At 72.5% G+C, this 14,822-nt stretch carries 15 protein-coding genes; 7 read left to right on the forward strand and 8 right to left on the reverse strand.

Annotated features, from left to right (window positions below; genetic code table 11):
- Positions 1-26: 26 nt before the first annotated feature.
- Together fxsA and pdxH are read right to left on the reverse strand one after the other, a co-directional pair.
- On the reverse strand, positions 27-221 hold the full coding sequence (fxsA, locus tag ACZ6Z8_RS10980) for an FxSxx-COOH cyclophane-containing RiPP peptide (RefSeq protein WP_465608300.1): 195 nt from the start codon (positions 219-221) through the stop codon (positions 27-29).
- 169 nt (positions 222-390) lie between these two features.
- Complete coding sequence (gene pdxH / locus ACZ6Z8_RS10985; RefSeq protein ID WP_465608455.1) at positions 391-1,023, reverse strand: pyridoxamine 5'-phosphate oxidase; 633 nt, start codon at positions 1,021-1,023, stop codon at positions 391-393.
- 418 nt (positions 1,024-1,441) lie between these two features.
- Between pdxH and ACZ6Z8_RS10990 the strand changes: the two genes are divergently transcribed.
- Both ACZ6Z8_RS10990 and serC read left to right on the forward strand, forming a co-directional pair.
- Positions 1,442-2,542 (forward strand): citrate synthase 2, encoded by a 1,101-nt coding sequence (locus ACZ6Z8_RS10990; RefSeq protein ID WP_030287104.1) that lies wholly within the window; start codon positions 1,442-1,444, stop codon positions 2,540-2,542.
- Positions 2,543-2,702: 160 nt separating this feature from the next.
- Positions 2,703-3,821, forward strand: coding sequence for a phosphoserine transaminase (serC, locus tag ACZ6Z8_RS10995; RefSeq protein ID WP_465608302.1), 1,119 nt, complete (start codon positions 2,703-2,705; stop codon positions 3,819-3,821).
- Positions 3,822-4,082: 261 nt separating this feature from the next.
- Here serC and thpR read toward each other — a convergent pair whose 3' ends face one another.
- Positions 4,083-4,670 carry an RNA 2',3'-cyclic phosphodiesterase gene (gene thpR / locus ACZ6Z8_RS11000; protein ID WP_465608304.1) on the reverse strand — a complete coding sequence of 196 codons (588 nt, stop codon included), beginning with the start codon at positions 4,668-4,670 and terminating at the stop codon, positions 4,083-4,085.
- Between the two features lie 46 nt (positions 4,671-4,716).
- Between thpR and ACZ6Z8_RS11005 the strand changes: the two genes are divergently transcribed.
- The gene (locus tag ACZ6Z8_RS11005; RefSeq protein WP_465608306.1) at positions 4,717-5,235 is read left to right on the forward strand and encodes a GNAT family N-acetyltransferase; all 519 of its coding nucleotides are present in this window, start codon (positions 4,717-4,719) and stop codon (positions 5,233-5,235) included.
- A 122-nt stretch (positions 5,236-5,357) separates the two neighbouring features.
- Here the strand turns inward: ACZ6Z8_RS11005 and ACZ6Z8_RS11010 are convergent, their stop codons facing one another.
- On the reverse strand, positions 5,358-6,647 hold the full coding sequence (locus ACZ6Z8_RS11010; RefSeq protein WP_465608457.1) for an MFS transporter: 1,290 nt from the start codon (positions 6,645-6,647) through the stop codon (positions 5,358-5,360).
- A gap of 350 nt (positions 6,648-6,997) precedes the next feature.
- Complete coding sequence (locus ACZ6Z8_RS11015) at positions 6,998-7,432, reverse strand: MarR family winged helix-turn-helix transcriptional regulator (protein WP_465608308.1); 435 nt, start codon at positions 7,430-7,432, stop codon at positions 6,998-7,000.
- A 140-nt stretch (positions 7,433-7,572) separates the two neighbouring features.
- On the opposite strand from ACZ6Z8_RS11015, the gene ACZ6Z8_RS11020 reads away from it, so the two are divergent.
- The gene (locus ACZ6Z8_RS11020; protein WP_465608310.1) at positions 7,573-7,986 is read left to right on the forward strand and encodes a VOC family protein; all 414 of its coding nucleotides are present in this window, start codon (positions 7,573-7,575) and stop codon (positions 7,984-7,986) included.
- Positions 7,987-8,272: 286 nt separating this feature from the next.
- Complete coding sequence (locus ACZ6Z8_RS11025; RefSeq protein ID WP_465608311.1) at positions 8,273-9,103, forward strand: MHYT domain-containing protein; 831 nt, start codon at positions 8,273-8,275, stop codon at positions 9,101-9,103.
- A gap of 148 nt (positions 9,104-9,251) precedes the next feature.
- Here ACZ6Z8_RS11025 and ACZ6Z8_RS11030 read toward each other — a convergent pair whose 3' ends face one another.
- Both ACZ6Z8_RS11030 and ACZ6Z8_RS11035 read right to left on the reverse strand, forming a co-directional pair.
- Positions 9,252-10,964, reverse strand: coding sequence for a hydrogenase maturation protein (locus tag ACZ6Z8_RS11030; protein WP_465608313.1), 1,713 nt, complete (start codon positions 10,962-10,964; stop codon positions 9,252-9,254).
- 190 nt (positions 10,965-11,154) lie between these two features.
- Complete coding sequence (locus ACZ6Z8_RS11035) at positions 11,155-12,078, reverse strand: DUF4231 domain-containing protein (protein WP_465608314.1); 924 nt, start codon at positions 12,076-12,078, stop codon at positions 11,155-11,157.
- A gap of 130 nt (positions 12,079-12,208) precedes the next feature.
- Here ACZ6Z8_RS11035 and ACZ6Z8_RS11040 point away from each other — a divergent pair, with 130 nt between their 5' ends.
- Positions 12,209-12,661, forward strand: a complete 453-nt coding sequence (locus ACZ6Z8_RS11040; protein ID WP_465608316.1) for a VOC family protein — start codon at positions 12,209-12,211, stop codon at positions 12,659-12,661.
- Between the two features lie 206 nt (positions 12,662-12,867).
- Here ACZ6Z8_RS11040 and ACZ6Z8_RS11045 read toward each other — a convergent pair whose 3' ends face one another.
- A complete protein-coding gene (locus ACZ6Z8_RS11045) occupies positions 12,868-14,328 on the reverse strand; it encodes an NCS2 family permease (protein ID WP_465608318.1) in 1,461 nt (486 codons plus the stop codon).
- Between the two features lie 183 nt (positions 14,329-14,511).
- On the opposite strand from ACZ6Z8_RS11045, the gene ACZ6Z8_RS11050 reads away from it, so the two are divergent.
- Positions 14,512-14,814, forward strand: coding sequence for a DUF2530 domain-containing protein (locus ACZ6Z8_RS11050; protein WP_465608320.1), 303 nt, complete (start codon positions 14,512-14,514; stop codon positions 14,812-14,814).
- The last annotated feature ends 8 nt before the right edge of the window (positions 14,815-14,822 follow it).

Genomic DNA, 14,822 nt, shown 5'->3' on the forward strand with positions numbered 1-14,822 from the left:
CGGTCAGCGGCCCCATCGGCGGCGGGTCAGCGGAGTTCGAGCGCCGACTGGAAGGCGGCGAGCGGCTCCGCCCCGGGGGTCAGGGCGTCCGCCACGACCCGGCGCAGCAGGTCGCCGAGGACGGTGTCGGGAAGGGCGTCGAGCTCGTCGATCGGCAGGGCGGCGACGTCGACCAGGTCGGAGCCGAGCCCCGCGGCGGTTTCCGCACCGGTGACGCTCATCAGTCCCTTAGTCCCTCGCTCGATCACGCCGACACGGCGGGCCGGTGGCCGAAATGGAATCGACCCCGGTCCACGACGCGCACATCCTACACAAATCGGTGACGGAGCGTCAGTTCCCGTGCGCCCGCCGCGTCCGGATGTGATACGAACGGCCGCCGACGCCCCGTGGTCACGGGCAGAGGCGCTCCACCCGCCAGCCCGTCGGGGCGGTCGGGTCGGCGAGGTAGCGGAGGCGGTCGTGCAGGCGGTTCTCGCGGCCCTGCCAGAACTCGACGCTCTCCGGGACGACCCGGTAGCCGCCCCAGAACGGCGGGACGGGCACGCCCTCGCCCTCGGGGTAGCGGCGCTCCAGGTCGGCGTAGCGCTGTTCGAGGACGTCGCGGCCGCTGACCGGGCTGGACTGCTCGCTGGCCCAGGCGCCGAGCTGGGAGCCGTGCGGGCGGGTGCGGAAGTAGGCGGCGGTCTCGTCGCGGCCGACCTTCTCGACCCGGCCCTGGACGATGACCTGGCGGGCCAGCGCGATCCAGGGGAAGAGCAGCCCGGCGTACGGGTTGGCGGCGAGCTCGGAGCCCTTGCGGGATCCGTAGTTGGTGAAGAACACGAAGCCACGCGCGTCGTAGCCCTTGAGCAGCACGGTCCGCGAGCTGGGCCGGCCCTGGGCGTCGGCGGTGGAGAGCACCATGGCGTTGGGCTCCACCACCCCGGCGCCGTCCGCCTCCAGGAACCAGCGGGTGAACTGGGCGATCGGCTCGGGCGCGAGCTGCCCCTCGGCCAGGCCCTCGTGGGTGTAGTGCTTGCGCATCACGGTGAGGTCCGGGCCGGGGCTGGCCACCTCGGCCAGGGTCCGGGTGGCGGGGCTCAGGGGCGTCGACTGGGCGCGTTCCGGGGTCTGCACGCCAACATCATCCCGTACGACAAGCAACCGGCACCGCTACCTCCGGACAAACCCCGGTCGGAGATATGGTGACTCGCCACCGCTTGGCCGCCCGCCATACGGGGAATTGTCCGGAACCGGGCGTTTGGTTCCGGGAATCCCCCGGGCACGACCGACCCCTCGGCGGAGAAGTCAAACGGTCCCGCGGGAAACATCACCGCGGTGGTGTATGGCGCAATGCACCCCGTGCCTGTCACTCTGGCACCGAGTGCCAACCACGATTCGGTCACTGGCGAGCCGCCCCACCACGGCGGACCGCCGATCGCAGAACTGAAGGAGCCGTCGCATGTCCGATTTCGTACCCGGGCTTGAGGGAGTCGTCGCGTTCGAGAGCGAGATCGCCGAACCCGACCGTGAAGGCGGCGCCCTGCGGTACCGCGGTGTCGACATCGACGACCTGGTCGGCCACGTCTCCTTCGGCCACGTCTGGGGCCTGCTCGTGGACGGCAAGTTCAACCCCGGCCTGCCGGCCGCCGAGCCGTTCCCGATCCCGGTCCACTCCGGCGACATCCGGGTCGACGTCCAGTCCGCGCTCGCCATGCTCGCCCCGGTCTGGGGCCTCAAGCCGCTGCTCGACATCTCCGCCGAGCAGGCCCGCGACGACCTCGCCCGCGCCGCCGTGATGGCGCTGTCGTACGTCGCCCAGTCCGCCCGCGGCCAGGGCCTGCCGATGGTCCCGCAGAGCGAGATCGACAAGGCCGAGACGGTCGTCGAGCGCTTCATGATCCGCTGGCGCGGCGAGCCGGACCCGAAGCACGTCAAGGCCGTCGACGCCTACTGGACCTCGGCCGCCGAGCACGGCATGAACGCCTCCACCTTCACCGCCCGGGTCATCGCCTCCACCGGCGCCGACGTCGCGGCCGCGCTCTCCGGCGCGGTCGGCGCGATGTCCGGCCCGCTGCACGGCGGCGCCCCCTCCCGTGTGCTCGGCATGATCGAGGAGATCGAGCGCACCGGCGACGCCGTCAAGTGGGTCAAGAACGCGCTGGACAAGGGCGAGCGCCTGATGGGCTTCGGCCACCGCGTCTACCGCGCCGAGGACCCGCGCGCCCGCGTGCTGCGCCGCACCGCCAAGGAGCTCGGCGCGCCGCGCTTCGAGGTCGCCGAGGCGCTGGAGAAGGCCGCGCTGGAGGAGCTGCACGCCCGCCGCCCCGACCGGGTGCTCGCCACCAACGTCGAGTTCTGGGCCGCGATCATGCTGGACTTCGCCGAGGTCCCGGCGCACATGTTCACCTCGATGTTCACCTGCGCGCGCACCGCGGGCTGGTCGGCGCACATCCTGGAGCAGAAGCGCACCGGTCGCCTCGTGCGCCCCTCCGCGCGCTACATCGGCCCCGGCCCGCGCCGCCCCGAGGAGATCGAGGGCTGGGACGCCATCGCCCACTGAAAGCGCTGAGCACGCCGGGCATCCGGCCGCGAAAGCACCCCTGACCAGCGGGTCCGGCTCCGGCCGGGCCCGCTGTCGCACCCCCGCGCGCTGTCAAGATCACAGTCTCAGCGGGCGGACGACCGTACCCCGCGGGGCCCCCGGCCGGTAGGCTGCGCGCGTGGCTCAGATCCAGATCCCCGCTGACATCAAGCCCGCAGACGGCCGTTTCGGCTGCGGACCGTCCAAGGTGCGCCCCGAGGCCCTGAGTGCCCTCGCCGCCACCCAGACCTCACTGCTCGGCACCTCGCACCGCCAGGCCCCGGTCAAGAACCTGGTCAAGCGCGTGCGCGAGGGCGTGAGCAGCCTCTTCTCGCTGCCGGAGGGCTACGAAGTCGTCCTCGGCAACGGCGGCTCCACCGCCTTCTGGGACATCGCCGCCTTCGGCCTGGTGCGGGAGAAGTCCCAGCACCTGGACTTCGGCGAGTTCTCCTCGAAGTTCGCCTCCTCGGTCAAGGCCGCCCCGTGGCTGGCCGAGCCGACGGTGATCAAGACCGCCCCGGGCACCCACCCGCTGCCGGTCGCCGAGGCGGGCGTGGACGTCTACGGCCTCACCCACAACGAGACCTCGACCGGCGTCGCGATGCCGATCCGGCGCCCGGCCGGCGCCGACGAGGGCTCGCTGGTGCTGGTGGACGCCACCTCGGGCGCCGGCGGCCTGCCGGTCGACATCACCGAGACCGACGTCTACTACTTCGCCCCGCAGAAGTCCTTCGCCTCCGAGGGCGGCCTGTGGCTGGCCACCTTCTCCCCGGCCGCCCTGGAGCGCGCCGCCGAGATCGCCGGCTCCGGCCGGTACGTCCCGCCGTTCTTCTCGCTGCCGACGGCCATCGACAACTCGTCGAAGGACCAGACGTACAACACCCCGTCGATCGCCACCCTGTTCCTGCTGGCCGACCAGCTGGAGTGGCTGAACGGCAACGGCGGGCTGGACTGGGCCGTCGCCCGTACGGCTGATTCCTCGTCCCGGCTGTACGCCTGGGCCGAGAAGTCCTCCTTCGCCAGCCCGTTCGTGGCGAACCCGGCCGAGCGCTCCCAGGTGGTCGGCACCATCGACTTCGACGAGTCGGTGGACGCCGCCGCGGTCGCCAAGGCACTGCGTGCCAACGGCATCGTGGACACCGAGCCGTACCGCAAGCTGGGCCGCAACCAGCTGCGCATCGCGATGTTCCCGGCGATCGACCCGGCGGACGTCGAGGCGCTCACCCACTGCATCGACTACGTGGTCGAGCAGCTCTGACCGCCCGCGAACACGGCTGAGGGCCACCGCCTGCGGGCGGTGGCCCTCAGCCGTTCCCGGCCTGCTCGCCGGCCCTCGGCCGTTGCCGGCCTACTTGCCGACCAGTGAGCTGATCAGCACGACGACCAGCAGCAGCACCAGGGTGCCGGAGACGATGCGCATACGAGTCTTGGGATCCACGGTCAACGAGCGTACCTCCGGCTCACACCCGCACGAATCCGAGCCCCTCGGCTCGCACCACGCCGGGCGGATCCGGGAGCCTCAGCTCCAGTCGGCCAGCGGCCAGGAGCGCAGCGACTCGTAGTGGGCGAAACCGCCGTCCAGGTCGCTCTTCACCAGGTGCAGCTCGGCGGCCTCCCACTCCGGCCCCCGGTAGTCCGCCAGCGCCGCCGCCAGGACGTCCAGCTCGGCCGCCGCGACCCGCTGGACGGCCCGCCGGTGGCCGCGCGAGGAGCCGGCCCGGGCCAGCGTGAGGTGCGGGTGGAAGGCGAAGGCGTCGGTCTCCCCGGTCAGCTCGGCGGTGGCCCCGGTGACGGCCTCGGCGAGCCTGCGCAGCGCCCAGGTCTGCCCCTCGACCCCGGCCCACAGCACCCGGTCGCCGAACCGCCCCGCGCCCGCGATCCGCAGCCGGTGCACCGGGTGCACCTCGGCGACGGCCGCCAGGCCGGCCTCCAGCTCGGGCAGCCGCTCGGCCTGCACCTGGCCGAGGAAGGCCAGGGTGAGGTGCCAGCCCTCGACGGTGGTCCAGCGCAGCCGGTCCGCCCCGGGCAGCCCGCGCACCGGCGCGACCGCGTCCGCGAGCCCCTGCAACGCCACGACCGGCGGGAGTACCGCCACGAACAGCCTCATGGACCAATCTTCCCGCGATCCGCCGGTTGGGGTAGAACGGTTGTCCATGAAGATCCGCACCGGGGGTCCCGAGGACGTCCCCGACATCCTGTCCCTGCTCGACGGCGCCGTCTCCTGGCTGGCCGCCCAGGACCGCACCGGGCAGTGGGGCGACCAGCCGTTCTCCACCAACCCGGCCCGGGTGGAGCACATCGAGCAGTACGCCGCCGAGCCGTTCCTGATCCGCCTCGCGGTGGACGACGAGGGCCGTACGGTCGGCTGCTGCGTGCTGTCCGAGGAGCGCGGCACATACATCCCCGCCGTGGACGAGCGCGAGCTCTACGTCCGCAACCTGGTCACCGACCGCAGCCGCAAGGGCTCCGGCATCGGCGCCGCGCTGATCGCCGACGCGATCGAGGAGGCGCGCCGGCGCGGCATCGGCCTGCTGCGGGTGGACTGCTACGCCGGCGCCGACCGCAAGCTGGTCGGCCAGTACCGGGCACTCGGCTTCACCGAGACCGTGGGCTTCGAGGTCGAGCAGCCCACCGGCACCTGGCCCGGCCAGGTGCTCGAAATCCGCCTCTGACCTCGCAGTCCGCCTCTGGCCTCGAAGTCCGGCTCCGAGATCGAAGTCCGGCTCCTGCACGGTATTTGACGGAACATCAGGAAACCCCGGAAGCGCACTTCCGGGGTTTCCGGGCGCAGTCGTCAGCAGGCGGGGACCAGCTCGCCCTTGCCCGCCGCGGCGGTGCGCGGCACGAAGGCGACCACCCGACCGCCGCGACCGGGGCGCAGCTCGAACCGCACCCGCAGGTCCGCGCTGCGGGCCAGCACCAGGCCGACCGCGCCGGCCGCCAGCGCGGACACCACGCCGCAGGCCAGCAGGCCGAGCCGGGGCCCGTACGAGGCGGTGACCCAGCCGACTATCGGGGCGCCGATCGGCGTGCCGCCGGTGAAGACGAGGACCAGCAGGCCCATCACCCGACCGCGCATCTCCGGGTCGGTGGCCAGCTGCAGGGTGGAGTTGACCGAGGTGTTGAAGCTCAGCCCGAACACCCCGGTCAGCGTCAGCAGCAGCGCGAAGGTCCAGTAGTCGGGCGCGAAGGCCGCGACGACCTCCAGGGTGCCGAAGGCCAGCGCCGCACCGACCAGCCGGCGCAGCCGGGGCGCGCCCCGGCGGGCGGCGAGCAGCGCGCCGGCCAGCGAGCCGACCGCCATCGCGGTGTTCAGCAGGCCGTACTGCCCGGCGCCCACCTTGAAGGTGTCGTACGCGAAGCCGGACAGCAGCGTCGGGAAGTTGAACCCGAAGGTGCCGATGAACCCGGCCAGCACCATCGGCCAGAGCAGCTCGGGCCGCTCCTTCACGTAGCGCAGGCCCTCGCGCAGCTGGCCCTTCTCGCGGGCGATCGGCTCGGTCGGGCGCAGTTCGCCCTCCCGCATCGCGAGCAGCCCGCCGATCACGGCGGCGAAGGACAGCGCGTTGACGGCGAACGCCCAGCCGCTGCCGACCGCGGCGATCAGCAGGCCCGCGACGGCGGGGCCGACCAGGCGGGCGGTCTGGAAGTTGGCGGCGTTCAGGCTGACGGCGTTGGCGAGGTCCTTGGGCCCGACCATCTCGGAGACGAAGGCCTGCCGGGTCGGGTTGTCGACCACGGTGACCAGGCCGAGCAGCAGTGCGAAGGCGTACACGTAGTACGGCGTCACGAGGTCGCCGATGGTCAGTACGGCCAGGCCCGCGGCGAGCAGGCCCATGGTGCCCTGGGTGTAGATCAGCAGCCGGCGCTTGGGCATCCGGTCGGCGAGCACGCCGCCGAACAGGCCGAGCAGCAGCATCGGCAGGAACTGCATGGCGGTGGTGATGCCGACCGCGAGCGGGCTGCCGGTCAGGCTCAGGACCAGCCAGTCCTGGGCGATCCGCTGCATCCAGGTGCCGGTGTTGGACACCACCTGGCCGGCGAAGTAGTAGCGGTAGTTGCGAACGCGCAGGGAGGAGAACATCCCCCTGGGCCGGGTGAACTCGGCTCCGGTGGGGGACGCGGCCGAATGGGCTCGGCGCTGAGCGGCGGGGTCCGCCGCGGTGCGTTCGTCGGGGTCGTCGTCGCCGTTGCCGGGCAGTCCGCTGGGGGCGGAGGCCTGGGCGTCGGCAGCCGCGGTGCTGTCCGCGGCGGGGTCGGTGGTCGGGTCGTCGGTACGGATGGCGGCGCTGGCTGCGGCCGGCGGTGTCACGGTGGTCTCCCCTCGCGGCGCGACGGCCCTGGCGGGGGCCGTCGCGCTCCTGGTCACGGTGGTCTGTCCTGCGGTGATGCGAACTCCTTCGTCTCCCGGCGGCTGGGCCGGGCTCGGTGTGCCTAGAGGTGTGCGAGCTTGTAGAGCACGGGAGCGGCTTCCCGGAGGACGGCCCACTCCTCATCGTCGAGCCCCTGGGCGAGCTCGGCGAGCCAGGCGTTCCTGCGCCGACGACTCTCCGTGAGGATCGCCTCGGCCTGCTCGGTGCTGCTGACGACCACCTGGCGGCGGTCCTCGGGGTGCGGTTCGCGCCGCACCAGCCCCTTCTCCTCCAGCATCGCGACGATCCTGGTCATCGAAGGAGGCTGCACGTGCTCCTTCCGGGCGAGCTCACCCGGCGTCGCCTTCCCGCACCGGGCGAGGGTGCCCAGCACTCCCATCTCGGTAGGGCTGAGCGACTCCTCCACCCGCTGGTGTTTGAGTCGTCGGGAGAGGCGCATCGTGGACGACCGCAGCTGTGAGATCGCTGCGAGGTCCTGCTCGGACATCTCGGGCATCTCTTTAGCTTACGTCATTACTCTCGCTAAGAAAAAACGGGTTCCACCGTGCCGGAAGATCGGCCCGGTGCCATATTGGTCATGGGGCCACCGCTCCCCTTGGGGCCACCGCTCCCAACTCCCGGAAGGGCCGACCAGCCATGTCCGACGTCGCCGCCGAACAACCGCCGCAGTCCCCGCAGGGCGACACCGGCTTCGCCCGGCTCGCCATGGTCACCATCGACTGCGCCGACCCGGTCGCGCTGGCCTCGTTCTACGGCGAGCTGCTCGGCTGGGAGACCCGGCACGTGGACGAGCACTTCGCGATCCTGGACAACCCGGAGGGCGGCAGCCCGCTGGGCTTCGGACGGGTGAACGGCTACCGGCCGGAGCCGTGGACCGAGCCGGACGGCAGCAAGCACTTCCACCTCGACTTCTACGTGGACGACCTGGAGGAGTCCACCGCGAAGGCCCTCGCGCTCGGCGCCACCGAGCCCGGCTACCAGCACGGCCGCACCCTCAAGGTGCTGATCGACCCGGCCGGCCACCCGTTCGGGCTCGCCCCGCTGGAGTAACCGACGAAGCGGTCCGGGGGCGGTGCGCAGGCGGTGTCAGGGCTTGGTGCCAAGATCATGCAGACCGCGTAAAGATCCGCCCTGACCTGGGGCTTTACCAAAACCGCGAACCTTGTGCGACTGGCGGGTAGTGGCTACTGTCCCCGCTGTCAGGTGCACCACACGCCAGGGCCTCTCTCGGCGGAACCCGTCCCGTGCCCGTTTCCCGCACGCTCTCCCCGGCCGTTCCGGCCTGCTGCTTCCGTCCCCGCCCTGGCGTCCGCAACCCCATGACCAGGGAGCTCAATTGGGTGAGATCCACCATGCCGACCACGGCTGGGTGACACCGGCGGCCTCGTACTTCGTCGCCTGCCTCGGTGCCTTCGTCGCCCTGCGCAGCGCCCGCTGGGCACTCGTCTCTCAGGGCCGCAGCCGGATCGCCTGGCTGCTCTTCGCCTCGACCTCGCTCGGGGCCGGCATCTGGTCCATGCACTTCATCGCGATGCTCGGCTTCTCGGTCAGCGGTGCCGACATCACCTACCAGCCCGGGCTGACCGTGGTCAGCCTGCTGGTCGCCGTCGCCGTCGTCGGCATCGGCCTGTTCACCGTCGGGTACTGGCGCCGCCACCCCCTGCTGGCCCTGCTGATCGGCGGCCTCACCACCGGGCTCGGCGTCGCGGCGATGCACTACCTGGGCATGGCCGCGATGGTCCTGCCCGGCTACCTCGGCTACGACCACGTCACGGTGGGACTGTCGGTCGCCATCGCGGTGTTCGCGGCGACGGCCGCGCTCTGGGCCGCGCTGAACATCCGGGGCACCCTCGCCGTACTGGCGGCGGCGCCGGTGATGGGCGTGGCCGTCTGCGCCATGCACTACACCGGGATGGCGGCGCTCTCCGTCCATCTGGACCACTCGCACTCCACCCAGGGCGGCGTGATGGCCCTGGAGTTCATCTTCCCGCTCGGGGTCGGCCTGGGCTGCTACGTCTTCTTCGGCTCCCTGGCCTTCGCCGTCTCGCCGAGCAAGGCGACCACGAAGCCGCTGCTGGCCGGTCCGGCGGCGCCGCTGCCGCCGCGCCCGCCCCGGGTCCCCCCGCAGCAGCGGCGGGCGATGACCGAGGCGCGCGCCCGGCGCTGAGCCCCGGCGCCGAACCCCGCCACTGGGACCCCGACGCCGGACCCAGACGCTGGACCCAGACGCCGAACCCCGAAGCGACGACGCCCGGCCGGGCCCCCCACCCCGGCCGGGCGTCGTCGCGTCGCGTCGCGTCGGGACGGACCCGGGGCTACTCCGGCTTCCCGAGCAGCCCCGTCAGGTGCTCCGGCGTGGCCACCGGGCAGACCTTGCGCACGAAGTCCCGTCGCAGCGCGTGGTACGGCTCGCCCGAGCGGTAGAAGTTGGCGTGCATCCGGCGCAGTTCCTCCGCCCGGTACTCGGCCAGCGGCTTGACCGCCTCGTCCTCGGCGCGGCGGCGCTTCTTGTCCACCAGCCGCCCGGTGAGGTCCGGCGAGTCGGCCAGCCGGGCGGCCTCCCGGGCCACCCAGCGGCGGAAGTCGGCCGCGTCCCCGCCGGCTGTACGGTCCACCAGGCCGATCCGGCGGGCGTGTTGGGCGCCGACCGGCAGCGCCTCGGTGGTCAGCCGCTCGGCCTGCTCGGCGCCGACCCGGGCCGGCAGGGTGTACGTCCAGTACTCGGAGCCGTACAGCCCCATCAGCCGGTAGTGCGGGTTGAGCACCGCCGAGTCCCGGCACCACACCTCGTCGGCGGCGAGCGCCAGCATCAGCCCGCCGGCCGCCGCGTTCCCGGCCAGCGCGGCGACGGTCAGTTTGTCGCTGGTGGTCAGGATCGCCTCGACCAGGTCGTCCATCGCGTTGATGTTCTCCCAGGACTCCAGCGCCGGGAAGGCCGCGCCCTCGATGACGTTGAGGTGGATCCCGTTGGAGTAGAAGTCCCGGGGCGCGCCCAGCACCAGCACCGAGGTCGGCCGGTCGGCGGCCTCGCGGTAGGCGGCCAGCAGCCGGCGGCACTGCTCGGTGCTCATCGCCCCGCCGGCGTAGGCGAATTCGAGGAAGCCGACGTCGCCCTCCTCGCGGTAGCGCAGCTCCGACCAGGTGTCGCGGCGGGCGGCCTGCGCCGGGGTCACCGGCACCTCGCGGACCCGGTGCAGCTCGTCGGCCAGCACCGTGGCGGCCGGCAGCTTGAAGGTGACCGGCCCGCCGGGGGTGCGGCGCGGGCGCAGCTGCGGGATCCAGACCGCGCCGTCCACGGTGGCCCGGCAGATCGCGCCGTCCCGGGTGGCCAGGACGGCGCCGGGCTCCGGGCCGCGCAGCACGTCCTCGGGGTGGCCGCCGTGGAGGAAGAACTCGCGCCCGTACAGCTCGTCCAGCACGCCGGGCTGGGAGTCGGCGGCGCGCAGCTTGCGCAGCACGGTGGCGGTGTCGTCCCGCTGCCAGTCGATCCGGCGCACCTCCTGCCGCAGGAACGGCCGCAGTTCGCCGCGCACGTCGGGGCGGGTGTAGTCGAGCGGTTCGGGGGTGAACAGCCCGCCCTCGTAGCGCTGGACGGCCAGCAGGACGGCCTCGACGGCGGCGTCGGCGACCTCGCCCCGGTACAGCTCGCTCTTGCCGCAGTCCGGGACGGCGAACTCGACGGACGCCCAGATGTCACCGGCGTCCATCTCCTCGACGGCCTGCAGCACGGTGACGCCCCAGCGCCGGGCGTCCTCGGTGATCGCCCAGTCGAGCGAGGAGGGGCCGCGGTCGCCCTTGGGGCCCGGGTGCACGATCAGGACCGTGCGGCTGGACCAGATGTCCGCCGGGACGGCCCTGGTGAGCATCGGGCAGATGATCAGCTCCGGGTCGACGCGGGCCACCGCCTCCCTCATCTGCTCGTCGCCGAGAGCGAGCTGGACGGCGACCTGGTGGCCGCGCTCGCGCAGCTCGGTGTGGACGCGCTGGGTCAGGCTGTTGAACGCGGTGGCGATCAGGAGAATGCGCACAGGGGGCCTCCGGGCAGGGACTGCGGGTCGCGCGGAGGCGATGAAACCAGGGCATGGACACGTAATGGTCACGTTCCGTGCCTCGGCGCCCTACTCTCACGCACCCCGCACACCTGTGCCCTCTGCTTCGCGGTATCTCCCCAAGCCCCTCCCCCGAGTGTCTCCCGCGGGTGTCCGGGAGGACCCGGACCTAGCGCGGGAACGCCCGGCGGGCCCGCCAGGTGGTGTGCTCCCGGGAGACCGCGTCCTCCGCCTCGGCGGCCAGCCGGGCCCAGCGCAGTTCGGCGTCCGGCGCCTTGAGGTCGAGGTCGGAGAGCTGGTTGCCGACGTTCTCCAGCTCTCGCGCGGCCAGCTGGTAGGCGGCGGCCAGCGGGCGCAGCTGCTTGAGCTGGGTCCAGGCGATGATCGCGGCGGCCGCGGCCGAGCTGGCGCCGAAGATGTGCACCTCCAGGGCGCCGGTGGCCTGGGCGATCGCCGCCGCGGCACCGATGATGATCAGCGTCGCTATGCCGAGCCCCCAGGAGACCGCCTGGGACTCGCAGGACTCGGCCCGGGAGCGGTACCAGGTGCGCTGGCCCTCGACCCGGGTGCGCAGGTAGAGGGTGCGCCGGGCGGTCAGGCTGTCGGCCCGGGCCCGCCGCATCTCCTCGGTGATCTCCGGGACGCTGCCGGGCGGCACGATCTCCGGGTCCTCGAAGGCCCGCAGCACGTCCTCGACCTGGAGCAGGTAGCCGCGGTCGGCGTCCGCCGACTCGGCCTCGCCGTCGAAGGGCCGGGCCCGGACGCTGTACTTCCAGGCCAGCGTCTTGACCGACTCGGCCGCCGCCCGCGCCTCGTACCACCGGCCCTGCGGGTTGCTGCGGCGCAGCCGGGACCAGAAGTAGCCGGCGACCAGGAAGGCCGCCACCGAGAACAGTGGCTTGATATCGCTGTCGCCCTTGTGGTCCGGGCCCGGGAGCGAGCCGATCAGCGCGGCGACCACCAGCATGGCGATCAGCCCGCGGTGCCAGCGGAGCGTCTCGCGCTGTCCGTCCTGCGAGGCCTTGTCCGCCCGCCAGAACAACTCCGGCAGCAGTCGCGCCTCCACTCCCCCGGGCGGATCCTGTTGCACCATCGGTCGAGTCCCCTCCCCGTCTCCGTCCAGGCAGTATGCCCTCCGCCAACTGCCCTACACAGTCGCCTTTTTGACACCTTCCGCCGGTCGCCGATTGCCCCGCCCATTGGTAACCGATATAAACGGTTACATGCCGCTGCACTGGAAGCTCGTCATCGACTGCGCCGACCCGCACCGCCAGGCCGCCTTCTGGGGCGCCGCCCTCGACTACGCCGTCGAGGACCACAGCGCCCTGATCACCCGCCTGCTGGCCGCCGGCGCGGTCACCGACGACGCCGTCACCGAGGTCGCCGGCCACCCCGCCTGGCGCACCCTCGCCGCCGTCCGCCACCCCGAGGACGCGTACGACCCGGCCTCGGACACCGGCCTGGGCCGCCGCATCCTCTTCCAGGCCGTCCCCGAGGCCAAGCAGCAGCCCAAGAACCGCCTCCACCTGGACGTCCACCCCGGCCCGGGCGAGCGCGCGGCCACCGTCGCCCGCCTCGAAGCGCTCGGCGCCACCACCCTGCACGACGTCAGGGAACCCGGCGGCGAGTGGACCGTCATGCAGGACCCCGAGGGCAACGAGTTCTGCGTCCACTGACCCTGCCGGCGCCGCCGGCCCCGGCACCACGCCTTCGGGCCCCGACGAGGCGAAACGGAACGGCCGTACCCCGATGACCTGTGGCGAATTCCGTGGTTTGAACGTGCTCATCACGTGAGCACCTGCTCGCAGCCCGACCCGGAACGCATCGCGCCCTCTCCCGAGTCCGGGAGAGGGCGCGATGCGTCGAGGCGCGGGCGATCCGCTCAGAGCAGGCCGAGGGCCGGCATCAGGTAGTAGAAGGCGAACACCGCCGCCACCGCGTACATCGCCACCGGCACGCCGCGGCCGCGGCCGGCGGCCAGGCGCAGCAGGCAGAAGGCGATGAAGCCGAAGCCGATGCCGTTGGTGATCGAGTAGGTGAACGGCATCAGCACGATGGTCAGGAAGGCCGGGATCGCGATGGTGTAGTCCGCCCAGTCGATCTCCTTGATCGAGTTGGCCAGGATCAGGAAGCCGACCGTGACCAGGGCCGGGGTGGCGGCCTGGGCGGGGACCATGGTGGCGAGCGGGGTGAGGAAGAGCGCCACCACGAAGAGCAGGCCGGTGACGATCGAGGCGAAGCCGGTGCGGGCACCCTCGCCGACGCCGGCGGTGGACTCGACGAAGCAGGTGTTGGCGGAGGCGGAGGTGGCGCCGCCGGCCGCGGTGGCGATGCCGTCGACCATCAGGATCCGGTTGATGCCCGGCAGGTCGCCCTTCGCGTCGAGCAGGTGGGCCTCGTCGGCGACGCCGAGGATGGTGCCCATCGCGTCGAAGAAGCAGGACATCAGCACGGTGAAGACGAACAGCACGCCGGTCAGCACGCCGACCTTGCCGAAGCCGCCGAACAGGCTGACCTTGCCGACCAGCCCGAAGTCCGGGGCGGCCACCGGGTTGCCGGGCCAGGTGGGGACGGTGAGGCCCCACTTGAGCGCCGGGACGTCGGCGACCTTGTCGATCACCAGGGCGAGCAGGGTGGAGGCCGCGATGCTGATCAGGATCGCGCCGGGCACCTTGCGGATCACCAGGACCAGGGTCAGCACCAGGCCGAACACGAAGACCAGCACCGGGAAGCCGAGCAGGTGCCCGTTGCCGCCGAGCTGCAGCGGGACGGTGGTGTGGGCGGCGTCCGGGACGCGGCTGACGAAGCCGGAGTCGACCAGGCCGACCAGGCTGATGAACAGACCGATACCGATCGCGATGGCCTTGCGCAGGCCCAGCGGCACGGCGTTCATGACCCGTTCGCGCAGGCCGGTGGCGACCAGCAGCATGATCGCGAAGCCGGCCAGCACCACCATGCCCATGGCGTCCGGCCAGGTCATCCTGGGCGCGAGCTGCAGCGCCACGATGGTGTTGACGCCGAGGCCGGCCGCCAGGCCGATCGGCACGTTGCCGATCACGCCCATCAGCAGGGTGGTGAGCCCCGCGGTGAGGGCGGTGGCGGTGACCAGCTGGGCGTCGTTCAGGTGGGCCCCGGTGACGTCCGTGCCGCTGGCCAGGATGATCGGGTTCAGCACCAGGATGTACGCCATGGTGAAGAAGGTGGCGACACCGCCGCGGATCTCGCGCGGCAGGGTGGAGCCCCGCTCGCTGATCCTGAAGTAGCGGTCCAGGGCGCCGTTGGGGGGCGTCGGCGCGGGGGCCGCGGGTTCGGGCGACTCGGTGGTCGGCTGGACCACAGGCATTCGTGCGTCCTCTGTGGGGGAGCTGAGGAGGGGGGAACGCCCGTGGCGACGGTGGCAGGGCGTGGACCTTCCAGTATGGTTTCCCGCTCGCACACGCGCTATCTTCGCGCGTAGACTCCGCGCGGCGCCGAACCGGCCCCCGCCGCACTCGCGCGGCCCTCCGGGCACCGTACGCTAGGCCCCATGCCCAAGACGCCGCTGCACCCCTCGCCCCCTCCGCTGGAGGCCAATGACGTCGCCATCGTCGGCGGCGGCACGGTGCTGTGGTTCGTCGCCTTCCTCGCCCTGCTCCCCTTCCAGGGCACCCTCTCCGACCACGGTCACGGCACCTGGCCCTGGATCTGCCTCTCCGGCGGACTGCTCGGCCTGATCGGCCTCTGGTACTGCCGCGCCCGGCGGGACGCGATCGCCCGCAGCCGCGCCGCCGAGGCGGCCGCCCGTACGGCGGAGAACGACGACCAGGGCCCGGCCACCCGGTCGGACTGAATGGTCCT

Source organism: Kitasatospora sp. NPDC101108, assembly GCF_055584725.1.